This window comes from Pseudomonas sp. GM74, assembly GCF_000282455.1.
Classification (GTDB): Bacteria; Pseudomonadota; Gammaproteobacteria; order Pseudomonadales; family Pseudomonadaceae; genus Aquipseudomonas.
Map to the genome: position 1 here is coordinate 23,809 of NZ_AKJG01000071.1, position 22,122 is coordinate 45,930.

22 protein-coding genes are annotated in these 22,122 nt (G+C 62.5%); 12 read left to right on the forward strand and 10 right to left on the reverse strand.

The window, feature by feature from the left end:
- Nucleotides 1–7: 7 nt before the first annotated feature.
- Both PMI34_RS12670 and PMI34_RS12665 read right to left on the reverse strand, forming a co-directional pair.
- Complete coding sequence (locus PMI34_RS12670) at nt 8–1,078, reverse strand: hemin-degrading factor (protein WP_008050497.1); 1,071 nt, start codon at nt 1,076–1,078, stop codon at nt 8–10.
- Between the two features lie 17 nt (nt 1,079–1,095).
- Nucleotides 1,096–1,905 (reverse strand): energy transducer TonB, encoded by an 810-nt coding sequence (locus tag PMI34_RS12665; RefSeq protein WP_008050498.1) that lies wholly within the window; start codon nt 1,903–1,905, stop codon nt 1,096–1,098.
- Between the two features lie 239 nt (nt 1,906–2,144).
- Here PMI34_RS12665 and PMI34_RS12660 point away from each other — a divergent pair, with 239 nt between their 5' ends.
- The 3 genes from PMI34_RS12660 to metE all read left to right on the forward strand — a co-directional run bounded on the left by PMI34_RS12660 (nt 2,145) and on the right by metE (nt 7,354).
- On the forward strand, nt 2,145–4,373 hold the full coding sequence (locus PMI34_RS12660; protein ID WP_008050499.1) for a TonB-dependent hemoglobin/transferrin/lactoferrin family receptor: 2,229 nt from the start codon (nt 2,145–2,147) through the stop codon (nt 4,371–4,373).
- Between the two features lie 175 nt (nt 4,374–4,548).
- The gene (locus PMI34_RS12655) at nt 4,549–4,920 is read left to right on the forward strand and encodes a nuclear transport factor 2 family protein (RefSeq protein WP_008050500.1); all 372 of its coding nucleotides are present in this window, start codon (nt 4,549–4,551) and stop codon (nt 4,918–4,920) included.
- A 145-nt stretch (nt 4,921–5,065) separates the two neighbouring features.
- Complete coding sequence (gene metE / locus PMI34_RS12650) at nt 5,066–7,354, forward strand: 5-methyltetrahydropteroyltriglutamate--homocysteine S-methyltransferase (protein WP_008050501.1); 2,289 nt, start codon at nt 5,066–5,068, stop codon at nt 7,352–7,354.
- 184 nt (nt 7,355–7,538) lie between these two features.
- Here the strand turns inward: metE and PMI34_RS12645 are convergent, their stop codons facing one another.
- The 8 genes from PMI34_RS12645 to PMI34_RS12610 form a co-directional block, all read right to left on the reverse strand.
- Complete coding sequence (locus PMI34_RS12645) at nt 7,539–8,210, reverse strand: class I SAM-dependent methyltransferase (protein WP_008050503.1); 672 nt, start codon at nt 8,208–8,210, stop codon at nt 7,539–7,541.
- A gap of 95 nt (nt 8,211–8,305) precedes the next feature.
- Nucleotides 8,306–8,524 (reverse strand): DUF4287 domain-containing protein, encoded by a 219-nt coding sequence (locus PMI34_RS12640; RefSeq protein WP_008050504.1) that lies wholly within the window; start codon nt 8,522–8,524, stop codon nt 8,306–8,308.
- A 91-nt stretch (nt 8,525–8,615) separates the two neighbouring features.
- The gene (locus PMI34_RS12635) at nt 8,616–9,137 is read right to left on the reverse strand and encodes a hypothetical protein (protein ID WP_008050505.1); all 522 of its coding nucleotides are present in this window, start codon (nt 9,135–9,137) and stop codon (nt 8,616–8,618) included.
- Between the two features lie 101 nt (nt 9,138–9,238).
- On the reverse strand, nt 9,239–9,760 hold the full coding sequence (locus tag PMI34_RS12630; protein WP_008050506.1) for a methylamine dehydrogenase light chain: 522 nt from the start codon (nt 9,758–9,760) through the stop codon (nt 9,239–9,241).
- Between the two features lie 18 nt (nt 9,761–9,778).
- On the reverse strand, nt 9,779–10,411 hold the full coding sequence (gene mauD / locus PMI34_RS12625) for a methylamine dehydrogenase accessory protein MauD (protein ID WP_008050508.1): 633 nt from the start codon (nt 10,409–10,411) through the stop codon (nt 9,779–9,781).
- A 5-nt stretch (nt 10,412–10,416) separates the two neighbouring features.
- Nucleotides 10,417–10,956, reverse strand: coding sequence for a MauE/DoxX family redox-associated membrane protein (locus tag PMI34_RS12620; protein WP_008050510.1), 540 nt, complete (start codon nt 10,954–10,956; stop codon nt 10,417–10,419).
- Nucleotides 10,957–10,967: 11 nt separating this feature from the next.
- A complete protein-coding gene (locus PMI34_RS12615; protein WP_008050511.1) occupies nt 10,968–12,116 on the reverse strand; it encodes an amine dehydrogenase large subunit in 1,149 nt (382 codons plus the stop codon).
- 222 nt (nt 12,117–12,338) lie between these two features.
- A complete protein-coding gene (locus PMI34_RS12610) occupies nt 12,339–13,811 on the reverse strand; it encodes a PAS domain-containing sensor histidine kinase (RefSeq protein ID WP_008050514.1) in 1,473 nt (490 codons plus the stop codon).
- 336 nt (nt 13,812–14,147) lie between these two features.
- Here PMI34_RS12610 and PMI34_RS12605 point away from each other — a divergent pair, with 336 nt between their 5' ends.
- From PMI34_RS12605 to feaR, 9 genes are all read left to right on the forward strand, one after another.
- Nucleotides 14,148–15,311 carry an acyl-CoA dehydrogenase family protein gene (locus PMI34_RS12605; RefSeq protein WP_008050516.1) on the forward strand — a complete coding sequence of 388 codons (1,164 nt, stop codon included), beginning with the start codon at nt 14,148–14,150 and terminating at the stop codon, nt 15,309–15,311.
- A 32-nt stretch (nt 15,312–15,343) separates the two neighbouring features.
- Nucleotides 15,344–15,715 carry a hypothetical protein gene (locus PMI34_RS12600; RefSeq protein WP_008050517.1) on the forward strand — a complete coding sequence of 124 codons (372 nt, stop codon included), beginning with the start codon at nt 15,344–15,346 and terminating at the stop codon, nt 15,713–15,715.
- Between the two features lie 3 nt (nt 15,716–15,718).
- The gene (locus PMI34_RS12595) at nt 15,719–16,189 is read left to right on the forward strand and encodes a nuclear transport factor 2 family protein (RefSeq protein ID WP_008050519.1); all 471 of its coding nucleotides are present in this window, start codon (nt 15,719–15,721) and stop codon (nt 16,187–16,189) included.
- Nucleotides 16,186–17,334, forward strand: coding sequence for an amidase (locus PMI34_RS12590; protein WP_008050520.1), 1,149 nt, complete (start codon nt 16,186–16,188; stop codon nt 17,332–17,334). Before PMI34_RS12595 ends, PMI34_RS12590 begins: the two co-directional genes overlap by 4 nt.
- Before the next feature lie 23 nt (nt 17,335–17,357).
- Nucleotides 17,358–18,641 (forward strand): aromatic ring-hydroxylating oxygenase subunit alpha, encoded by a 1,284-nt coding sequence (locus tag PMI34_RS12585; RefSeq protein WP_008050521.1) that lies wholly within the window; start codon nt 17,358–17,360, stop codon nt 18,639–18,641.
- Nucleotides 18,638–19,138: an aromatic-ring-hydroxylating dioxygenase subunit beta gene (locus PMI34_RS12580; protein ID WP_008050522.1), complete on the forward strand. Its 501-nt coding sequence runs from the start codon at nt 18,638–18,640 to the stop codon at nt 19,136–19,138. Before PMI34_RS12585 ends, PMI34_RS12580 begins: the two co-directional genes overlap by 4 nt.
- 10 nt (nt 19,139–19,148) lie before the next feature.
- Nucleotides 19,149–19,889 (forward strand): SDR family NAD(P)-dependent oxidoreductase, encoded by a 741-nt coding sequence (locus PMI34_RS12575; protein ID WP_008050524.1) that lies wholly within the window; start codon nt 19,149–19,151, stop codon nt 19,887–19,889.
- Between the two features lie 165 nt (nt 19,890–20,054).
- Nucleotides 20,055–21,005, forward strand: a complete 951-nt coding sequence (locus PMI34_RS12570; RefSeq protein WP_008050525.1) for a PDR/VanB family oxidoreductase — start codon at nt 20,055–20,057, stop codon at nt 21,003–21,005.
- Between the two features lie 152 nt (nt 21,006–21,157).
- Entirely contained in the window at nt 21,158–22,078 is a 921-nt protein-coding gene (feaR, locus tag PMI34_RS12565; RefSeq protein WP_008050526.1) for a transcriptional regulator FeaR, read from the forward strand.
- The last annotated feature ends 44 nt before the right edge of the window (nt 22,079–22,122 follow it).

A 22,122-nucleotide genomic window follows, 5' to 3' on the forward strand; every position in this document is an offset into this window, starting at 1 on the left:
CTCTTCCTTAGCCGATCAGAGGGGTGGCGGTTTCAGCCAGGGCACGCCAGTCGTCACGCTCAGGAATGCCCGGCTTGCGCACACCGAACAACTGGATGACCAGTTCGCCTTCGGCATCGAAACCTTCGTAGCTGGTGATGATGCCATCGACGCTCGGCTTGCGCACACGCCACAACTCGGTCACGCCGGTCGTCTTCAGGTGCAGGTTGAACATCGGGTCGAGCACGTTGAACCAGGTGTCCATCCAGCGCAGGTTGCTGACGGGGCCTGAGTGGATCTGGATGCAATGCTTGTTGCCCACGAAAACCATGATCGGCACTTCACGCTTGCCGGCTTCTTCGATGATGTGGGTCAGTTCGACGGTGGCCAGCGGTTCGGCCCACTCGTGACCGGCCAGACGCAGGGCCTGGGTGCGCGCCACGTCGTTGCGCTTGAGCAGCATGAAGAAGTCGTGGGTGTCCTTGAGCTGCGACCACTCACTGCGCAGGGTGTCGACGTCCACTTCGCTGTCGGCGCGTGGCGCCTTGGCTTGTGGCAGCGGTTGCAGGTCGAGTTCGGCCGTCTGTTGTTCGGCACGGAAACGCTCGACCAGCGGTGCCCAGGCGGCATCGAAGCTGGTGGCGGTCAGGTAGACCTTGTGCACGGCCAGACCCTGGCGGTCGAACACCTGGAGGCTGCGCTGCGGGCCGCGCGGGGTGCTTTCATCGACGGCGAACACGCTGGCCCAGCCGCTGAGGAACAGGCGCAGGTCAATGTCCGGCGAAAGCACCATACCCATCTGGCCGCTGCCCATCACGGTCACTTCGCTGTACACGCCTTTGCGCTCGTGCACGCAATGCTCGTTGCGGGTCAGGGCCATGATGGTGCCCAGTTCGCCCAGTGCCGGCAGCAGTTCCTTCCATTCCGGGCGCAGGCGCACGGTGTCGGTGCCCAGGCGGCTGGCGGTCAGTTCAGCTTCGCTGACACCCAGTTTGGCCGCGGCATCGCGGGCGCGCAGGCCGGGTTGTTCGGCGCGCAGTTGTTGCCAGGTCTGGTACAGGGCCGGGGCGACTGGCAGGGCGGAAGTATTTGCGGTCATGTGATGCTCCTTCAGGATCAACGGTTCGCCGTGAGGGCGAATTCTATTGGTATCTCTACACGGCTGGGCACAGCCCGGCCGTCGACAATTTCGGGACGGAAACGCCAGGTGGTCACTGCTTCGAGAGCGGCCTGGTCAAGGCTTTCTACCCCCGAGGAACGCACCAGCGTCAGCTTGAGTTGCTGGCCGCGCTCATCGAGGCGCACCTCGATCCGCACCACACCCTGCTGGTTGCGACGGCGGGCAGTGTTGGGATAACGGGGCGCCGGGGGAGGGGTGACGAAGGACGGGCGCAGGCTGACCACCGGGGTGAGCATGGGCGCCGGAGCGGCAGCGACGGGGAGGGTCGGGTTGGCGTTCTGTGCGGGCGCGGCGGCGGGCGTCGCTGCCGGTGTCGGTCGAGTCGGGGTCTGCGCCATGGTGGCCGGAAGCTCAACGGGTTCGGCACGACGGGGTTCCGGTTTGGTTTCGCCACGAGGTCTGGCAGGCGGCTGTGGCTTGCCTGGCGCCTTGACCTTGGACGGCTGGGTGCTGACCGGCAGCGGCTTGACCGGTGCAGGCGGTGCGGTGTCGGCTTTCGCCGTTTCAGGTTGCTTCGCAGGTGCAGGTGCAGGCGCAAGTGCTGGTGCCGGCATTGGGGCAGGCGCACGCACGGGCTGCGGCGGGGCAGGTGCGGGCACGGCAATCGGCGCCAGCGTCACCAATTGAATCGCCATCGGCGGCTGAAAGGCCAGCAGTTCGGGCGCGGCCTGAATCTCGCGAACGAGCCATCCGGCGCTCAAATGCAGCGCAATCGATAACCCCAGACAACCCCAGAAGTGCTTCATGCACGCTCGTTCTGATTTTGAAATAGAATGCACATGATAATAATTTGCATTTACAAGTCAAGCTGGTTATCTTCGCCGCCGCTGCCGACAAGCGTTTTTGTATACATCCCTTCGACAGAAAGGGGCCAAACGCTTGGTTCATACAAAACACACGCCGGACAGTGTCCGTCGCCCATGCAGACCCCCTTCAACACCCTGCATGCAAGTGACCACTGTCAGATCCCAGGAGTAAAAGTTAGATGTCGATCCGCCCGCCATTCGCCAAGCGTCCCTGGCTCTGCTTGCTGTTGCTCTCGCCTTCGCTGGCCTTTGCCGCTGAACCCGTTACCCAGTTCGATACCGTCAGTGTGACCGCCACCCGCACCGAGCAGACCCTGCTGAAAGTGCCGAGTACCGTGTCGGTGCACAGCGAACGTGAAATCGATCAGCAGAACGACAAGGACCTCAAGGATGTGGTGCGTTACGAGCCGGGTGTTTCGGTCAGCGGCACCGGCAGCCGTTTCGGTCTGTCCGGGGCGAACATCCGCGGTATCGACGGCAATCGGGTACTGACTCAGGTCGACGGTGTGCGCGTCCCGCAAAGCAACGCTTTCAGCCCGTTCCAGGATGTGCGCAGCAACTACGTCGACCTCGACACCATCAAACAGGTGGAAATCATCCGCGGCCCGGCGTCCTCGTTGTACGGCAGCGACGCCATCGGCGGTGCGGTCAGCTACCTGACAAAGGATGCCGGCGAGTACCTCGAAGACGGCGACGACACCTACGCGCGCTTCAAGACTGGCTACGACGGCAGCGATGACAGCTGGCAGCGCAGCGCAACGTTCGCCGGGCGTACCGGTACCGTCGACGGCCTGCTGCACCTGGGTCGCCGCGACGGTCAGTCCACCGACACCGCAGGCAACGTCGGTGGCGTAGGCGCATCGCGCACCGAAGCCAACCCGCTGAACTACACCACCGAAAACGTGCTGGCCAAACTGGGCTGGGACTACGGCGAGGGCGACCGCCTGCAGTTCACTTACGAGCGCTACCAGGATGACGCCAACAGCAACCTGCTGAGCGATATCGTCACCCGCGCCACCCTCACCAGCCCGGCGATTCTCGGCTCCACGGCCGATGACAGCATCGACCGCACCCGCTACAGCCTGGCCCATACCCTGGCCCTGGACAGCGCGATGGCCGACAAGCTGCAATGGCAGTTGAACTATCAGGAAAGCAGCAACGACCAGGACACTTATCAGCAGCGCCAGACCACCTCGCGGGTCAACCGCGTGCGCACCCGCCAGTCGACTTACGACGAGCGTCTGTGGAGCCTGAACACCCAGCTCGACAAGGAGTTCGCGATTGCCGACACCCGGCACCACCTGATCTACGGTGCCGAGGTCAAACGCATCGAGTCGAGCAACAAGCGTACGGGTAAAGAAGTGCGCCTGGACACCGGCGCCACTGTGCCGGCCACGGAGAACTTCCCGGTCAGCGACTTCCCTGATCCGACCAGCGAATCCCTGGGCCTGTTCGTCCAGGACAGTATCGAGGTCGGCCGCTGGACCCTGTTGCCAGGCCTGCGCTACGACTACTACCGTCAGACACCGCACGTCACCCGGGAATACCTCAACGGTTTGCCCTCGGACACCGATCCCTCGCGCCTCTCCGACGATCACATTTCGCCGAAGTTCGGTGTGACCTATCAGTTGACCGAGCACGAAAGCGTCTACGGCCAGTACGCTGCCGGCTTCCGCGCGCCGAACCCGGTCAACATGTACGGTGAGTTCAGCAACCCGCAATTTGGCTACAGGCAAATCGGCAACCCGAACCTCAAGCCGGAAACCAGCAACAGCTTCGAGACCGGCCTGCGCGGTCGCTACGACCTGGGCAGCTTCGGCATCGCGCTGTTCTACAACAAGTACAAGGACTTCATCGAAACTGTCAGCTTCACTGATCCGACCAGTGACATCCCGCTGACTTTCCAGTCGCAAAACGTGAGCAAGGTCACCATCCGTGGTGCCGAAGCCAAGGGTGACATCAAGCTGGACGCCTTCATGCCGGCAGGTACCCGTGCCCTGGGTTCGATTGCCTATGCACGCGGCAAGAATGAGGAAACCGGCGAGGCGCTCAACAGCGTCGACCCGCTCAAGGCGGTCATGGGCCTGGCCTACGATGCACCGAGCGGCGTGTATGGCGGCCAGGTCATGTGGACCCTGGTTCAGTCCAAGGACCGCGTCGACCACAGCGGCGATGCCGACTTGCTGATCAACCGCCAGTTCGAGACCCCGGGCTACGGCACCCTCGACCTGACGGCCTGGTGGCAGGTGACGCAGGAAGTGTCGATCAACGGCGGCCTGTTCAACGTCACCGACAAGAAGTACTGGAACTGGGGCGACGTGCAGGGCCGCGACGAAAACGCAGCGGGTCTTGATCGTATGACTCAGCCTGGGCGTTATGCGGCGGTCAACCTGATCTGGGAAATCTGATCAGGCAGAAACACTTCCATTGTGGCGAGGGAGCAAGCTCCCTCGACACTGTTTTTTTGCGCTGTGGGCTCAGCGCCTCCGGTCGTAAAACCGCGCAACTGCACGAGGGCTGCCTAGACTTTCTGCTTGATCAGCCTTGGGGAGACTGTCGGTCAAGACAACCAGAGGTTCAATCATGAGCACTCAATCGATAGATACCGAACAGATCCACCTGGTGGTGCGTCATTACGTGGAGGGCATGGTCTTCGCCGATGAAGCACTGTTGCGCAAGGCCTTTCATCCAGACTGTCGCATCATCGGTCACTTCCAGAAGGTGCTTGAATGGGCTTCCCTGGATGAGTTTGTCATCGCCATCAAGGCCGAAATCCCGGCGCCTGCCGGTACGCAGCCGTTTTGGCAGGTGATCAATCTCGATATCACCGGCGATGCCGCGGTGGTCAAGGTCATCGATGATTTTGCCGGGATACGGTTCACCGATTACCTGTCGTTGCTGAAGGTGGACGGTCGATGGGTGATCATCAACAAGCTTTATTACTATCACGAGTAGTGCGTCGCGCCCCGACGTATTCGACGCAAAGGCCTGCGTCTATCTTCATGAAATAAACTCGTGATCATCACGATTTAAATGAGTTTGTCTCACTAGGGCTCAATTACCGACAATGACTCCATTAACCAGATGGAGTTTTATTGTCATGGCATTGGCCCATTCCCTTGGATTTCCGCGCATCGGTCGCGACCGCGAACTGAAAAAGGCTCAAGAGGCGTTCTGGAAGGGCGAACTCGACGAAGCCGGTCTGCGCGCCGTGGGCCGCGACCTGCGCAAGACCCACTGGGACTTGCAGAAAAAAGCCGGGATCGAGCTACTGCCGGTCGGTGACTTTGCCTGGTACGACCAGGTCCTGACCCACTCGCTGATGTTCGGTGTGATCCCGGAGCGGTTCCGCCCGCACGATGGCAAGGCCAGCCTGCAAACCCTGTTCGGCATGGCGCGCGGTGTGAGCGACAGTTGCTGCGGCGGCGCGCACGCCCAGGAAATGACCAAATGGTTCGACACCAACTATCACTACCTCGTCCCTGAATTCAGCGCCGATCAGCAGTTCCAGCTCGGCTGGGACCAGTTGTTCGAAGAAGTCGAAGAAGCCCGGGCACTGGGGCACAACGTCAAGCCCGTCATCATCGGTCCGTTGACTTACCTGTGGCTGGGCAAGGCCAAGGGCGCCGAATTCGACAAGCTGGAGCTGCTGGATCGCCTGTTGCCGTTGTACGGCCAGATCTTCCAGCGCCTGGCGGCACAGGGCGTCGAATGGGTGCAAATCGACGAGCCGATTCTGGTGCTCGACCTGCCACAGGACTGGAAAAATGCCTTTGAGCGGGCCTACAACCTGATTCAGCGTGACCCGCTGAAGAAGCTGGTGGCCACTTACTTCGGTGGGCTGGAAGAGAACCTCGGCCTGGCCGCCAACCTGCCGGTGGACGGCCTGCACATCGACCTGGTTCGCGCACCTGAGCAGTACCCGACCATCCTCGATCGCCTGCCGGCCTACAAAGTGCTGTCGCTGGGCGTGGTCAACGGTCGTAATGTCTGGCGCTGCGATCTGGAAAACGCTTTGGCCACCTTGCAGCACGCCCAAGAACGTCTGGGCGATCGCTTGTGGGTCGCGCCATCCTGCTCGCTGCTGCACAGCCCGGTTGACCTGGGTCGTGAAGACGAGCTCGATGCCGAACTGAAAAGCTGGCTGGCGTTTGCCGTGCAGAAGTGTGAAGAAGTCGCGGTTCTGGCTCAGGCGGTCAACCAGCCGGAGGCGCCGAAGGTGCTTGAAGCGCTGACTCGAAGCCGCGCCGTGCAAGCCAGCCGTGCTGCGTCGCCACGCATTCACAAGCCAGCCGTGCAGGCGCGTGTTGCCGCCATCACCGCCCAGGACAGCCAGCGTCATTCGCCGTTTGCCCAGCGTATCGAGAAACAGCGCGCCGGCCTGAACCTGCCGCTGTTCCCGACCACCACCATCGGTTCGTTTCCGCAAACCGCGTCGATCCGTCTGGCTCGCCAGTCGTTCAAGCAAGGCAAGCTGACCGAAGCCGAATACACCGAAGCCATGCGCAGCGAGATCCGTCACGCCGTGCAAGTGCAGGAACGCCTGGGCCTGGACGTGCTGGTGCACGGTGAAGCCGAGCGCAACGACATGGTCGAATACTTCGCCGAGCAACTCGATGGCTACGTGTTCACCCGTTTCGGCTGGGTCCAGAGCTACGGTTCGCGCTGTGTGAAACCGGCGGTGATCTACGGCGACCTGATCCGTCCGAAAGCCATGACCGTGGCGTGGATCCGCTACGCCCAAGGCCTCACCGACAAGGTGATGAAGGGGATGCTGACCGGTCCCGTGACCATGCTGATGTGGTCGTTCCCGCGCGAAGACGTGACCCGTGAGGTACAGGCCCGTCAACTGGCCTTGGCCATTCGCGACGAAGTGGTGGACCTGGAAGCCGCCGGGATCAGGATCGTGCAGATCGACGAAGCGGCGTTCCGTGAAGGCTTGCCGTTGCGCCAGGCGCAGTGGCAGCACTACCTGGACTGGGCGACCGAAGTGTTTCGCCTGTGCGCCTCGGGTGTGCGTGACGAAACCCAGATCCACACCCACATGTGCTACAGCGAGTTCAACGATGTGATCGAGTCCATCGCCGCCATGGATGCCGACGTGATCACCATCGAAACCTCGCGCTCGGACATGGAACTGCTGGACGCGTTCGAAGCCTTCGCCTACCCGAACGAAATCGGCCCGGGTGTGTACGACATCCACTCGCCAAGGGTGCCGGACTCCTCGGAAATGGCCAACCTGCTGCGCAAGGCCGCCAAGCGCATTCCCGCCGATCGCCTGTGGGTCAACCCGGACTGCGGTCTGAAGACTCGCGGCTGGCCGGAAACCGAAGCGGCGCTGGTGCACATGGTCAACGCTGCGCGCCACCTGCGCAAAGAATGGGCCTGACGCGTTAGTAGCATGAGCGCACCGGAGTACTTCACAGTGCTCCGGCTTCTATGTTGGCTGTGCCGACGCCTTCGCGGGCAAGCCCGCTCCCACAGGTTTTGTGAACACTGAAGAACCTTGTGGGAGCGGGCTTGCCCGCGAAGGCGGTAGATCAATCGCTGATGATGTTGGCCGTGCCGCGCTCCTACAGCCGCGGCTCGGCCACCAACAGCAACGACTGCGGCACAGGGCTTTGCGGGTGCTGCGGTTCCTGCAAGCCGGCCAGCACAAAACCCGCCATGTCCAGCGCATTCAGCCAACTGGACAGGGTGCGGAAATACCATGGCATGGGCTGCCACTGCCCCTTGAAGCCGGCGAAGGTCTCTTCCCGCCAGCCATCCTGATAGTCGCCCGCCGCCGCAGTCCACGGATGCAGCGTCTGGATCACCAGCGCGCCGCCAGGGGTGAGCAGGGTGTTCATGGCGGCGAGCAGGGGGATGATGTCCTGATGCAGCAGGGCGAAGTTGGCGCAGATCAGGTTGTAGTCGCGGCCGATGTCGACTTTCGCGTCTGCCAGTTGTTCATAGCTCGCCAAATGCACCGGCGCAGCGCCCGCCGCCCGCGCCGCCTCCACCAGCGTCCCATCGCCATCCACGCCGACCGCCCCGATACCCCGGTCTGCCAGCGCACGCAACAGCCAGCCTTCGCCGCAACCCAGGTCGAGTACTCGCTCGGGCTGACGCCCCAGCACCGCCAGCAGGATGGCCTGGTCGGTGACCTTCTGGCGGCTTTCGATGCTGCCGCTGCGGATGGCGTCGACCCAGGCCCGGGCGTTGTGGTGCCAGCTGTCGAGGAGGGCGGATTCGGGGGCTGACATGGTCGATGTCCGGCGTGATGGGTTGGATGAAAGGATAGGGCAACAGAGGGTTGATGGTGGTGCCGGTTTTACCCGGCACCACCGACAGCGCATGGCTAGGCGCTTTTGGTGGCTGCCAGATGATAGGCAACCAGCGCATTGGCGTGACCATGACCCATGCCGTGTTCGGCTTTGAGCCAGGTCACCAGTTCCATGTGTTTCTTGTCGCTGACGGTCTTGAGCAGGTCCAGCCAGTGGCTGATCGGCTGCCCATACTTTTTTTCAATGGACGGGAAATACGAAGCCGGTCCTTTGGTTTTTGTCTCTTCGGTCACGATGCAAACTCCCTTTTCGATTTTCCAGGTTCGAAAACAGCACCGGTTACGTTACTTATTTGCCGTCAATGCGTCCATCGGCACGGCGTTCTCAGTCATTCATCCCGTCATCGATCGCGATGCCCTGGGCACGCATGGCCTTGATCAACTCACCACGGGTGCCGGGCAGGTTGAGCATGGTCTTGGCACGCAATACCGTGACCTCTTCGGTGGTGTAAGGCTGATAGTCGGCCGGCAGGCTTTCGCCCGCCATGCCGTCTTTACGCATCAGCCAGTTGAGCAAGTCCGCCAGTTGCGCGTTGTTCAGCGCCGACTGCGACATGCCCGGCACCCGCACGAGGAATTCGCGACCGCCGGGGACTTTCAGGAAGTTGCCGACAAAGCCTTTCATCCGTGGCGTGTCGTTGGCGGCGGAACCGCTGCCGTCGCCCAGGTGGCAACCGGCGCATTGCAGCTGGTAGTTCACGCCGACGCTGTAGCCGGCCTGGGCAATCGGGGTTTGCAGCGATTCATTACCCGGCGCGTGATGCTGGTTCGGGGCGGGAATGGCCCGGGCATAGGCGAGCGGGGCGCCAAGGGTGCAGATGAGACCGAGGAGTAGCAACTTGCGCATGACTGAGCACCTTTTGCTTGTTGCGGGCGAAAGTTAAAAAAGCAGCCGGACAAAATAAAAAAGACGCCGATTGCGCGAACAACCGGCGCAAAGCGCGTTTTTTAAACGGCGACGCCGCGGATGACCGAAACGGTGCAGTGGTAGATGTGCGATTTGGCGGCCAGGCACCAGTTCACATCATTGTTGTTGAACGGGCGGTAGGCCGGTTCTTCACTGTCATTACGGGTGCAGGCGCACTGGGCGCAGCTTTGCTTACCGCAGCAGTCGTTGTACGAAATGATGTAGTCCTTGCCGTCGGCCGGGTTGCGGCAGGTGCCGATCCAGGTTACTTGCGAGGCTTCGGTGCCCGGTGGGCAGGACGTCACCGACCCACCGCAGCAGCTGCACAGAAAGCCGTCGATGGAGCAGTAGCGCCAGTAGTCGCAACTGTTCGGATCACCCGGGTCGCCGGCCTGCGCAGGTTCCGCGGCCAGGGCCTTGCTGGTGCGATCCAGCGGCAGCAGCAGGGGCAGGGCGGCACCGGCGACCATGAGCGAACCCATGCGTGCCAGCAGCTTGCGGCGCGAAGTGGTGTCGGCGACACGGCGGGACGAACGCTCAAACAACAGATCCAGCAGTTTCATAAAGGTCTCCCTGCCTTATCAGTGGCTATGGCCGTGGCCGTGGCTGTGGTCGTGATCGTGGGTGTGCGGTTGGGCATTGAGGTACTGCTGCAGCGTGGCGTGCTTGAGGTGCTCGACTTCGAACAGGCTGTCCAGGTGCTCGCGGGAGTTGACCAGGCCTTTGGCCCGCAGGGTGCCGGCCTTGTCGATCAGCGCGGCGTACGGCAGCTTGCCGATCTGGTAGGTCATGCCCACTTGCGGGCCGACCACGTAGGTGGCGTCTTCGAGTTTGTGTTCGCGGATCAGCGCTTGCTGGGCGTCCATGTCGCCATCGCTGACGAACACCACGTCCAGGCTCGCGGCCTGTTCCTTGGCGATGGATTTGATCGCCGGCAGCAGCGACTTGCAGATCGGGCAGGTCGGCGAAAGGAAGAACAGCAATTGCGATTTTTCACCGGCATAGCCGAAGTTCACCGCACGACCGTGACGATCGCTGGCAGTGATTTGCGGCGCGGGTTCATTGACCGCCACGCCTTTGTCCACCATCAGCGCGCCAGCCGGGGCCAGACGCCCGTGTAGTACGCCAATCTGCCGCACCAGGCCCATGACGACAAACGCCACGGCCACCAGCAGCACCCAGAGCAGAACGTTGGAAACAATCAAGCCTTCCATTTCGATTACCTACCAATCAATTTGAGCAGAAGAGGGGAATTCGCCAGCAAGCCATCGGCCGCGGCGTAGATGAGCAGCGCGACCGCGGCGGCGGCCAGGGTCACGAAGCCATCGAACAGGTTGAGGTCGCGGGCGACCGGCGCCACGCTGGCCACCAGCGCCAGTGCCACCATCGCACTGTTGCGCAGCAGCAGTACCGGGCGCAGCGGTTGTGCCTGGTCGGGACCGGCGCAACCGCAGTCGATGTCGGCGCGACCGCGCCACAGGTTGATGCCGATGGCGGCGGCGTACAGCGCCAACAGGCTGGCGGCGCTCAACGCGGCATAACCACGGCTGACCGGCACCAGCAGGGCAAAGGCGATGGCCAGTTCCAGCAGCGGCACCAGCCGTGCCGTCGGGCGCACCAGCGCTTCGGGCAGCAGTTGATAGTCCGCCAGTTGCCGGGCGAAGCGGGCCGGCGCGCGCAACTTGTGGGTCGCGGCGCTGGCCAGCAACACCGCGATGGCGATGGCGCTGGCAATGATGAAGATCGGATCTGTGTGCATGGCCGAACCTCTTAGTAGCTCAGGACCTGAGTCGCGGTTTTGGCGACTTTCGGCATGCTGCCGGTGAGCTTGTTGGTCTTCAGATCGAAAATCTGCAAACCACCTTCCACATCGGTGCCGAGCAACAACGGCTTGTCGTCGCCAGTGGCCTGCATGCTCCACACCGGAACCGGGGCTTCCAGGGTCGCCACCTTCTTGTGGGTCTTGAGGTCAAACGCCCAGATCAGCGGGCTCGGGTCTTCCCACTTCATCGCTTCGTGGGCGTCGTGCATCAGCACGTACAGGCGGTCCAGCTTCGGTGCCACGGCCATCAACTGCCAGCCCCCCGGCGCCCAACCGGCTTTCTTTTCCTCGTCGGAAACCAGCGACCAGGACGGCAGGACCTTCGGCGCATCACCGGCGAAATCCACCGGGCGTACGGTGCCGGTGGTGGTGGTGAAGTAGTAGGTGTCGCCGACGTTGACCGCGCGCTCTACCAGTTTTTCCGCATTCGGATCAAAGAACGGCGTGCGGCTGCGCGCGGTTTCCTGGCCCTGATCGTTGAGGGTCACCACCTGCAGGCTGCCGTCACCGCAGAGCGAGGCGAAGCGGCGGTTGCCGATCGGGTAGTTGAGCACGCAACCGGGGATGGCGATTTCCGTGGCAACGGCCTTGGCCTGGGTGTCGACCACAGTGACCGAAGTCGATGGCGTGAAGTTGTAGATGTAGACGAACTTGTCGTCGCCGCTTGGCTTGAGTGCATAACGCTGGGTCAGCGATTCGGCGCGCTTGTTCGGAATCAGCACTTCCCAGGCGGGCGACAGGGTCGAACTGTCCCAGGCGGTCAGCACGTCGGTGCGGGTACCGCGGGTGCCTCGGGAATACCAGATGTCCGCACTGTAGAGGGTTTTCTTGTCGTGACTGAGGGTCGACGGCGCAGCGAAACCGGTCGGCACCATACCGAGGACGCGCTTCTGGTCCGGGTCGACCACGGTCACCCGGCCAGCGACGAAACTTTCGAACTCGACGTCGATGACAAACGCACGGTGAGCTTCGGGTGGAAACGCCAGAACGGTCTGGCCAATCGTACCGGCGGGCAAATCCGCGCGGGCACTGTTCAAACCGAGTACAAGCAGGCTCAGGCCTAGCGCTGACTGTACGGAGATCCTGTTTGTTCGCATAAGGGGAACTTCCTGAATTGTTGGTAACGCGGATCGCGGGTGCTTTGGCAGATTTTTACCCTTTGATTCTGCCGTGCCCCGCGATCGGGAGAATTGCCCTGCCTGCCAAGTGTTTGTGTGTCTGTGCCAGTCGTGGGCAAGAGCGAAAAGATCGCAGCCTGCGGCAGCTCCTACAGGGTAATGCGCACCCTGTAGGAGCTGCCGCAGGCTGCGATCTTTGCTTTATGCGAGGGGGAGGGAGAAGCTGAACACCGCGCCGCACGGCTCCAGGTTTTGCGCCCAGATATCGCCACGGTGGCGGCCGATGATGTTCTTGCACAGCGCCAGGCCAATGCCGTTACCGCTGACCTTGGACGAGAAAAAGCCGTCGAACAGTTTCTCCTGCGCCTGGGCCTGGATGCCGCGACCGCAGTCTTCGATGCGCACCAGGGCCACATCGCTCTCGCGGCTGGCATGGATGCGCAGCAACCGACGTTCAGTGGGCAGATCGGCCATTTCTTCGATGGCGTTGAAGGCCAGGTTGAGGATCACCTGGCCGATCAACACCTTCTCGCAACTCACCCGCAGTGGTTCGGGTGCGGTGACGATTTCCACGCGCACCAGGCTCGGATCGGCCCGCAGGCTGATGAAGTAGCGGGTTTCGCGCAGCAGCTCATTAAGGTCGACCAGCTCTTCGGATTGCTCCAGCTTGACCACGTAATCGCGCACGCTCTTGATGATCACCGAGGCATGCTCGATTTGCCGTACCGCACTGTGCAAACCCCAGGCGACGCCTTGATCGGTTTCGCCGGCGTTGCCCAGGCGAATCACCGCACCTTCAATAAAGTTGCGAGTCGCGGCCAATGGCTGACTCAGTTCGTGGGCGATGGCCACGGCCATTTCGCCCATGGCGTTGTAGCGCGCCAGGTATTCGAGTTTCTGCTCGCTGACCCGCCGCGCCTCTTCGGCCAGCACCTGTTCGGTCACATCGCGGAACAGCAGCAGATGGCCGACCAGATCGTCCTCGATCTCGATGTAGCGGCAGGTTGCGTCATGCCAGCGCCACTCGCCATCCCGGCGCTGCACCTTGTAATGCACGTTGAACGGCGCGTGTTCCGGCGTCTCATGGGCAAGCTGTTGCAACAGGCGCTGGCCGGATGCGTCGTCGCACCAGGCCAGGAAGTTCTTGCCCATCAGCTTGTGCACTTCGCTGTTGAGCAGGTGCGCGCCGGAGTCGCTGATAAAACGGATGTCGCCCTCGGGGCCGAGCACCGCCACGCCTTCGGCCAGGTCCTGCATGAAGGCCTTGAGCCGGCTCTCGAAACGCTTGAGGTCGCGCTTGACCTTGTCCTCTTTGGAGATGTCGCGGAACTGCACCATCAGCACATCGCGACCGTCCAGGTGCACCAGGGTCGCCACCGCCTCGGAAAGAATCTCCACCCCTTGCTTGGAGCGATAGCACCACTCGATGGCGCGCTGGCCTGTGCGCGCGGCGCCTTCCAGCCAGCGCAAGCCCACCGAACGGCGGTATTTCGGCGCGTCGCGGGTCATGTCCGGAGCCTTGAGCGGCGTCAGTTCTTCCAGGGTAAAGCCCAGCGCCGCCAGGGCAGCGGCGTTGGCCCAGAGAATTTCCTTGGTGTGCGCGTCATGAAGAATGATGCACAGCGGCATGGCTTCGATCAGCGCATAAAAGTCGTTCGGTTTTGGTTGGTACATCGCACGGCCCCTGGCGGCAGAGATTTGCAGTATGGCGTTTTATACCTGCTCGCACAGCGGGATGCGCTCAGAGGTAATCGGTGGGGGGCTAGGGGTTTTCTTTAGCGAGGGGGTTGCACGCACCAATGGTTGTGCCAGGACGCGGTTTTTACACTGGACTCCAATTCAAGGGCAACCACCGCGGTCTTTGTAGGAACGAGCCTGCTCGCGATGGACGTCAACGATAACGCGCCCCGTCTGAATGACCGCGTTGTCCGGACGTTTTTCGCGAGCAGGCTCTCTCCTACAGGTACCGGTTCAGCCCCACTAACAATAATCAAAACGGAGAACTAGCCCATGCTGCGTTCAGCTGTCGCGCAACAAGACCCTGTGTCCGCCCCGGTCGTGCCAATGGTCGAGAGTCAGCTATTCCAGCAAGTGCTGGATGAAGTCCGCCAACGTCGCGAAGAATTCGACGTCGGCTCCCACGTGCCTCGGGACATGATCGAGCGCTTCAAGCAGGTGGGCATCTACCGCGCCGCCACGCCGAAATGCTTCGGTGGTGACGCCCTGGCACCGTCGCTGTTCCTGCAAATGATCGAGCGCATCTCCGAAGCCGACGGCTCGGCGGGCTGGGTAGCCAGCTTCGGCAGCGCCGGTGTCTACCTGGCCGCCTTGCCGCAGGAAACCCTGGCGCAACTCTACGCCGAAAGCCCGGACCTGGTGTTCGCTGGAGGTCTGTTCCCCTTGCAACCGGCCGAGACCGTGGAAGGTGGCTATCAGGTCAACGGCACCTGGAAATTCGCCAGCGGCTGCAAAGGCGCAGACTTGTTGGGCGTTGGCATTGGCGCCGCTGGCGGTAAGCCGCGCACCGCTGTATTTCGCCCGCAGCAGGTAGACATCGTCGAGAACTGGGAAGTGGTCGGCCTCAAGGGCACCGGCAGCCATGACCTGCGGGTGAGCGATAAACGCGTTGACGAACGCTGGACGTTCATCCGTGGCGGTGCCGCGACCATCGACGAACCACTGTTCCGCTACCCGTCGATCGCCTACGCCGCGCAAGTGCTGGCAGTGGTCAACCTCGGCCTGGCCCGTGCAGCGCTGGACGAAATCAGCCGCATGGCCGGCGGCAGCGGCATCACCGGCGCGCCGAAATTGTCCGACCGCGCCTACGTGCGCATCGAGATCGCCAAGGCTGAAGCCAAGCTCAGCGCCGCCCGCGGTTTCTTCTACAACGCCACTGAGCAGGTGTGGAACTCGATCCTGGCGGGCAACCCGGTCACCCCGGAGCAGACCAGTCTGTTGCGCCTGTCGGCGATTCATGTATCCCAGGCCGGTGCCGAGGTCGTGCAGAGCGCCTACAGCCTGGCCGGCACCACCGCCATTTACCTGCGCCATCCGCTGCAACGCTACCTGCGCGACTCGATGGTGGTGACCCAGCACGCGTTCCTCAGCGAAGGCCTGTACGACGGCGCCGGTTCGGTGTTCCTCGGCGTGCCGCCGTTCCCGGGCTACATCTGAATCCCCATTACTTTGTTCAAGGAATCGCACCCATGTCGCAAACCACCCAAGAGCCTTTGCGCGTCGTCTTCTGCATCGGCATCACCCAGAACTTTTTCGACCTGCCCACCGGCGAAGGCCTGAGCGTGTGGAAAGGCTTCAGCCAGATGATGGGCTCCCTTGGCGCCATGCCCGGCATCACCGTGCTCGGTGCCATGGACGACGACCGCCTGATGGTCGGCCCGTCCACCACCTCGCCCTGGACCGTGTACATCATGGCCGACGTCGACTGCCACCAGTCGGTGATCGACGCCTGCAACCTGTTTCGCACCACGCCGGTGGGCGAGTACAGCCTGTGGCGCTACGCCAGGGTCGAAGCGCGCATCGGTCGCCCTCTGACCATCCCTGACGCGGCCAGGGTGTAAGCCATGAACGAGGCCTTGCTGCAGCGTCTGGCGACGCTCGAAGGGGAGAGTGAAGTGCGCCGCTTGATGGCGCGCTACATGGACCTGTGCGATGTGCCGAGGGCTGTCACCCACGTCAGCGATCTGGCCCGGTTGTTCACTGAGGAAGCGATCTGGGAAGGCATCGGCAGCCAGACCGCGCAGACCTTCGGCCAACACCGTGGACGCGAGGCCGTGGCCGCATTTGTCGGTGGTTACCTGCCGCCTTCGGACCACTTCCGACTGAACCTGCATTACCTCACCAGCGAGTCGATCAGCGTCGAGGGCAGCACGGCGCAGGGGCAGTGGATCATGCAGCAGATTTCCACCTACGACGATGGGCGCAGCGAGCTGTTCGGCACGCGCCTGAACATCGATTTCCGCTGCGTCGACGGCACCTGGCTGATTGCGCATTTCCGTACGCAACGGCTGTTCAACTCGGAGCTGAGTGCATGAGTACTTTCATCAGCGAATTCCTCCTCGGTGGCAACGGCAAGCGCGTCGCCATCAAGGACTCCATCGACATCGCCGGGCATCCGACCCGCTCGGGCAGCCGCGCCTTCGCCGATGCACCGGCGGCGATGAAAAACGCCGAAGTGGTCGATGCGATCCTCGACGCTGGCTGGCAGATCGTCGGCAAGACCAACCTGCATGAGCTGGCGTTCGGCGTGACCGGCATCAACGACTGGACCGGCACACCGATCAATCCGCAAGCGCCCGACCGTGTTCCTGGCGGCTCGTCCAGCGGTTCGGCTTCGGCGGTCGCGGCAGGCCTGGCGGACATCGCCATCGGCACCGACACCGGTGGCTCGGTGCGGGTGCCGGCAGCGTGCTGCGGCATAGCCGGGCTCAAGCCGACTTATGGTCGCGTCAGCCGTGTCGGCGCCCATCCGCTGGAATCGAGCCTCGATTGCGTCGGGCCGTTCGCCAAAAGCATGGACGACCTGATCGCCGCGATGCAGGTGATCTGCCCGGGCTTCACCGCTCAAGGCCTGCCAGGTGATGGCGCCAGGGTCGGCTTTCTCGAAGTGGCCTGCGATTCGCACCTGCAAGCCAGCCTGGGTGCCGCCGCGGACCGCGCCGGATGGCGTCGCGGCAACCTGCACCTGAGCGAGTTCGAAGCGGCGTTCGCCGCCGGCCTGACCGTAATCAATTTCGAAAACTGGGCGGCCTTCGGCCACCTGACCGGCAAAAGCCTGATCGGCATCGATGTGGAAACACGCTTGCTGGCGGCCAGCCGCACCACCCGCCAAGAGCTGGCCCAGGCCGAGGCCGTGCGCACCACGTTCACCCAACAAGTGGACGCGGCGCTGGAGGACTTTGCGGTGCTGCTGCTGCCGACGCTGCCGACCCTGCCGCCGACCCTCAGTGAAGCCCGCGCCGGCAGCAAGGCCGTGGCCGGCATGACCCCGCTGGTTCGGCCTTTCAACCTCAGTGGCCATCCGGCGCTGACGGTGCCGGTGGAGCTCGACTGCGGCGGGCTGAAGGTCGGCCTGCAAATCGTCGGTCGTAAAGGTCAGGACGAACTGGTCTGCGCCTTTGGTGCGCAGCTGCAACAGAGCATGGCCGGTGAACGCGCCGGCGCTAAAAACAAATCATAAAAAGAAGCCATGAGGAGAACCGCATGAGCACTCATGAATACCGGCTGATCGCAACGTCGAAAAGCCCCGAAGAGCTGGTCCGGCATGACCGCGTCGACGTCTCGCTGTACAACGACCCGGCGCTGTTCGAAGCCGAGCTGGACAAGATTTTCTACCGCACCTGGGTGTGGGTTGCCCACGAAAGCGAAGTGCGCAACTCAGGCGACTTCAAGACCGCCACCATCGGCCGTCGCCCGGTGATCGTCGTGCGCGACAAGAAGAACAACATCAACGTGCTGGAAAACCGTTGCCGCCACCGTGGCGCCACCGTGTGCGAGAAGCACAAGGGCAACGCCACCGGCTTCACCTGCCCGTACCACAGCTGGTCCTACGGCCTGGACGGCAAGCTGCGCGCGCTGCCGTATCCGGACGGCTACGAAGGCATCCTGGAGAAATCCGAATTGCCGCTGACCAGTCTGCGCGTCGAGAGCTACGCCGGCATGGTGTTCGCCAGCTACAACGACGAGATCGAACCGCTGGAAGACTTCCTCGGCGGGGCCAAACACTGGATGGATCTGTTCATGAAGCAGGGCGCCGGCTACCCGATCAAGACCCAGGGCGAACACAAGTTCAGCTTCAAGGGCAACTGGAAGATCCAGCTGGAAAACACCACCGACGGTTACCACTTCCCGATCGTGCACAAGTCGTTCATGTCGTCGGTGGATGAAGAAACCTCGGAAATGCTCTCGTTCATGACCGACGAGCAAGCCGTCACCCACTCCCTGGGCAACGGCCACAGCGTGATGGTCATGGTGCCAGAGCACGTCGATCTCGATCACGACGACGGCACCGAGCAGTTGCAGGAGCGCTTCGCCCATGTGACTGAAGAACTGTCGAAAACCATGCCGGCCGATCAGGTCCGTCGCATCGTGCGCTCGCTGCACGGCGCCGGTTTCAACCTGAACCTGTTCCCCAACGTGGCGATGTCGATGTCGTTCTTCCGTGTGCTGCGCCCGGTGTCGGTCACCGAAACCGAGATCCGCCACGTTGCCCTCGGCATGGACGGCGGCCCGGAAATCGCCAACCGCGAACGCATGCGTATCCACGAACACTTCCAGGGCCCGTTCGGTTTCGGCAGCCCCGACGATGCCGAGGCCTGGGACCGCGTGCAGCGCGGCTCGTATGCCGGCGTCGATGCGCCAATCCTGGTCAACCGCGGCCTGAACCGCGAAATCACCGCTGAAAACGGCGACAAGGTCAGCCACGCGACCGACGAAGGCGGCATGCGCGGTGCCTACGACATGTGGAAAAGGATGATGAGCCAATGAGTAATCACGACACCCTGAACGGCTTTTCCGGCCCGTTGGCCCAGGCCATCGAATTCATCTGGCGCGAAGCCGAACTGCTCGACCACAAGAATTACGCCGAGTGGGCGACCCTGTGGAGCGAAAGCGGCAAGTACATCGTGCCGATCGACCCGGACACCGAAGACTTCGAAGCGACCCTCAACTACGCCTACGACGATGCGCGCATGCGTGACCTGCGCATCGAACGCCTGACCGCCGGCTACTCGCCGTCGGCGGTGGACGCAGCGAAAACCATCCGCACGATCTCGCGTTTCCGCCTGGTGGAAGCGGCGGGCGACATCGTCGAAGTCAATTCGGCGCAGTTGCTGTACGCCTACAAGCGCGGCGTGCACACGCCGTTCGTGGCCGACCTGAACCACCGCATTCGGTTCACCGATGGCGTGCCTGCGTTGGAGCGAAAAGTGGTGCGGCTGATCAACTCCACCGACAGCCTGAGCGCGCTCGGCTTCCTTCTGTGAGGGCTACATCATGAGTCGAGTAGCCCTTGTAACGGGTGCCTCGCGTGGACTGGGCGAGTGCATCGCCCGCCGTCTGCATGCGGCGGGTTATCGCGTCGGTCTGGCGGATGTGCGCCTCGAGGGCGTGCAACAGTTGGCTTTGGAACTCGATGGCAGTGGCGTCAGCGCCATGGCCATTGAACTGGATGTGCGCAGCAAGGCCGACTTCCAGCGTGCTCGCGACTTGCTCACTGAGCAGTGGGGCGGGACTGACATTCTGGTGAATAACGCCGGTGTGTCGAAAGTCGCGGCGCTGATGGACATCACGCCGGAAGAATTCGACGAGTCAATGGCGATCAACCTGCGCGGCACTTTTGTGGCCTGCCAGGTGTTCGGCGCGCACTTCGCCGAGCGCGGCTTCGGGCGCATCGTCAACATCGCGTCCCTGGCCGGACAGAACGGCGGCACCGCCACCGGCGCGCATTACGCGGCGGCCAAGGGCGGCGTGGCGACGCTGACCAAGGTCTTCGCCCGTGAACTGGCACCCCAGGGCGTGACGGTCAACAGCATCTCGCCAGGTCCGCTGGACTTGCCGGTGGTGCGCGAAACCGTGGCGCCTGAGCGTCTGGAACAGATCCTCAAGATGATCCCGGCCGGCACCCTCGGTGACCCCGAGTTCATCGCCGACAGCGTATTGCTGTTGATCGCCGATAACGCGACTTCCGTGACCGGCGCGTGCCTGGACGTCAATGGCGGCTTGTTCATGCGCTGAAGCGCAGAGCCTGTAGCAGCTGCCGAGCCCGCGAGGCTGCGTTCGAGGACGTAGTCCTCGCCAGTACTGTATGACGACTGCTTCGCAGCCGAACGCAGCCTCGCGGGCTCGGCAGCTGCTACAGGTCGTGTTTTTTAACCGAAATAAATGTATTCAGGTGATGCAATGATGAAGGTGAAGATCGAAAGGATCGTCGACGAAGCGCTGGATATCCGTTCCTTTCGCCTCGTGCGCAGTGACGGCCAGCCGCTCGACACCTATGAACCGGGTGCCCACGTCGACCTGACCGGGCCGACCGGCGTGACTCGCCAGTATTCACTGTGCAGCCCGCCACAGGATCGCCGTGCGTATCTGGTGGCGGTGAAGAAAGAAGCGCAGTCACGCGGTGGTTCGCTGGCGCTGCACGAGCAAGTGGAAGAGGGCATGGAGCTGGAAATGGGGGCGCCGCGCAACCTGTTCCGTCTCGACGAAACGGCCAGTGAGCACGTGCTGTTCGCCGCCGGAATCGGCGTCACGCCGCTGCTGAGCATGGCCTACAAATTGGCGGAAAGCGGTCAGCCGTATCGCCTGCATTATTTCGCCCGCTCGGCGCAGTACGCGGCGTTTACCGAGCTGTTGGCGATGAATTTTGCCGATCACGTGGAATTTCATTACGGCGTGGAGCCCACCGATCTCGACGCAGCGTTGAGTGAATGCCTGGAGCGTGCCGGCAGCTGCGCCCACGTCTACACCTGCGGCCCGGCACCTTTCATGAACAAAGTGGTGGAAGTGGCGTCCCGCAGTCGCTCGGACGATGCCATCCACCTGGAACACTTCGCCGCAGACCCGGGCGCCAACAGCGCGCCGGCGGGCACGTTCGAAGTGGAACTGGCCAGTTCCGGCGTGGTGCTGCAAGTGCCGGCCAACACCAGTCTGGTGGATGTGTTGCAGGCCCACGGTTGCGACATCGACACCGAGTGCCGCGAAGGCATCTGTGGTACCTGCATCGTCGAGGTGCTGGACGGCTTGCCGGAGCACCGTGACAACTGTCTGTCGAACAAGGAAAAGGCGTCCAACAAGCAGATTTGCGCCTGTGTATCACGGGCGCTTTCCGCTCGTCTGGTACTGGACCTTTAAACCGAAAGTTCACTGGAAAGCTTGGGCTGGAGCCTGTTGAATGGGCGCCCGGCGGCCGTCGAGGGAGGAGATGGCTACAGAAACAACCGTTTTGACGAACCGCTCGATGAAGCGGTCGAAAAATAACAACAAAAACGTGAGGCTTTGCGGACATGATTACAGCATCGACGGTGCGCAACGAGGCGTTCGAAAGTTGGTTGAGCCAGGTGAACCAGGCCTGTGGGCGTTTCGATGCCCGGGCGCTGGACACTGATTTCTACGGCGAACTGGCGGAATTTCGCAGCGGTGCGATCAACCTCAGTGTGGTCGACATGGCGCACGTGCATTTGTACCGCACCAGCAAGGACGTCAGCACCAGCAGCGACGGCCACTATTACGCGGTGTTCCAGATGCGTGGCAGCTCGCAACTGGAGCAGGGCGACAACCGCGCGCAACTGGGCTGTGGCGACATCGCCCTGATCGACGCCAGCCGTCCGAGCGACATGATCTACAACGACGATTGCCGACAGTTGTCGCTGATTTTGCCGCGCCAGGTGGTCGAGCGGGGTTCGCACTTCAATGCCGTCAACTGCGCCACGCGCATCGCGGCCAGCAGCCCCCTGGCGGCGATGGCCAACAAGCTGGTGCTGGACACCCGCCAGCAGGAAGGGCTGGACATGCAGGAAAGCGAGGCCGTACTCGATGCCCTGGCCAGCCTGTTGCTGCCGGGCATCAGCGCTCGCGACTGCGGTGCAGACGCCCATGAGCGGCAATTTCGCAAGATCATCGCCTTCATCGATGCGCACCTGAGCGACGAAGAACTGTGCCCCGAGCTGATTGCCCGTGAAGTGGGGATTTCCGTGCGCGGCCTGTACCGGATGTTCTCCAAGCGCGGCCTGGTGGTGGCGCAATACATCAAGCACCGCCGCCTGGACTTCTGCGCCGAAAACCTGCGCCGCGCCGATGTCGAGCAGAAGCTTTCGGCGCTGTGTTATGCGTGGGGGTTCTCGGATTCAAGCTACTTCTCGTCGGCGTTCAAATCGCGCTTTGGCGTGTCTCCAGGGGCATATCGCAAGCGGTATAGCCAGATCTGACACCCACCATTGATGGTGTGTTTACCGGCCTCATCGCGGGCAAG

What these genes read in the sequence shown, in the direction of transcription:
- PMI34_RS12670 (WP_008050497.1), bottom strand. Translation starts at nt 1,078, where the DNA reads ATGACCGCAAATACTTCCGCCCTGCCAGTCGCCCCGGCCCTGTACCAG.
- PMI34_RS12665 (WP_008050498.1), bottom strand. Translation starts at nt 1,905, where the DNA reads ATGAAGCACTTCTGGGGTTGTCTGGGGTTATCGATTGCGCTGCATTTG.
- PMI34_RS12660 (WP_008050499.1), top strand. Translation starts at nt 2,145, where the DNA reads ATGTCGATCCGCCCGCCATTCGCCAAGCGTCCCTGGCTCTGCTTGCTG.
- PMI34_RS12655 (WP_008050500.1), top strand. Translation starts at nt 4,549, where the DNA reads ATGAGCACTCAATCGATAGATACCGAACAGATCCACCTGGTGGTGCGT.
- metE (WP_008050501.1), top strand. Translation starts at nt 5,066, where the DNA reads ATGGCATTGGCCCATTCCCTTGGATTTCCGCGCATCGGTCGCGACCGC.
- PMI34_RS12645 (WP_008050503.1), bottom strand. Translation starts at nt 8,210, where the DNA reads ATGTCAGCCCCCGAATCCGCCCTCCTCGACAGCTGGCACCACAACGCC.
- PMI34_RS12635 (WP_008050505.1), bottom strand. Translation starts at nt 9,137, where the DNA reads ATGCGCAAGTTGCTACTCCTCGGTCTCATCTGCACCCTTGGCGCCCCG.
- PMI34_RS12630 (WP_008050506.1), bottom strand. Translation starts at nt 9,760, where the DNA reads ATGAAACTGCTGGATCTGTTGTTTGAGCGTTCGTCCCGCCGTGTCGCC.
- mauD (WP_008050508.1), bottom strand. Translation starts at nt 10,411, where the DNA reads ATGGAAGGCTTGATTGTTTCCAACGTTCTGCTCTGGGTGCTGCTGGTG.
- PMI34_RS12620 (WP_008050510.1), bottom strand. Translation starts at nt 10,956, where the DNA reads ATGCACACAGATCCGATCTTCATCATTGCCAGCGCCATCGCCATCGCG.
- PMI34_RS12615 (WP_008050511.1), bottom strand. Translation starts at nt 12,116, where the DNA reads ATGCGAACAAACAGGATCTCCGTACAGTCAGCGCTAGGCCTGAGCCTG.
- PMI34_RS12610 (WP_008050514.1), bottom strand. Translation starts at nt 13,811, where the DNA reads ATGTACCAACCAAAACCGAACGACTTTTATGCGCTGATCGAAGCCATG.
- PMI34_RS12605 (WP_008050516.1), top strand. Translation starts at nt 14,148, where the DNA reads ATGCTGCGTTCAGCTGTCGCGCAACAAGACCCTGTGTCCGCCCCGGTC.
- PMI34_RS12600 (WP_008050517.1), top strand. Translation starts at nt 15,344, where the DNA reads ATGTCGCAAACCACCCAAGAGCCTTTGCGCGTCGTCTTCTGCATCGGC.
- PMI34_RS12595 (WP_008050519.1), top strand. Translation starts at nt 15,719, where the DNA reads ATGAACGAGGCCTTGCTGCAGCGTCTGGCGACGCTCGAAGGGGAGAGT.
- PMI34_RS12590 (WP_008050520.1), top strand. Translation starts at nt 16,186, where the DNA reads ATGAGTACTTTCATCAGCGAATTCCTCCTCGGTGGCAACGGCAAGCGC.
- PMI34_RS12585 (WP_008050521.1), top strand. Translation starts at nt 17,358, where the DNA reads ATGAGCACTCATGAATACCGGCTGATCGCAACGTCGAAAAGCCCCGAA.
- PMI34_RS12580 (WP_008050522.1), top strand. Translation starts at nt 18,638, where the DNA reads ATGAGTAATCACGACACCCTGAACGGCTTTTCCGGCCCGTTGGCCCAG.
- PMI34_RS12575 (WP_008050524.1), top strand. Translation starts at nt 19,149, where the DNA reads ATGAGTCGAGTAGCCCTTGTAACGGGTGCCTCGCGTGGACTGGGCGAG.
- PMI34_RS12570 (WP_008050525.1), top strand. Translation starts at nt 20,055, where the DNA reads ATGATGAAGGTGAAGATCGAAAGGATCGTCGACGAAGCGCTGGATATC.
- feaR (WP_008050526.1), top strand. Translation starts at nt 21,158, where the DNA reads ATGATTACAGCATCGACGGTGCGCAACGAGGCGTTCGAAAGTTGGTTG.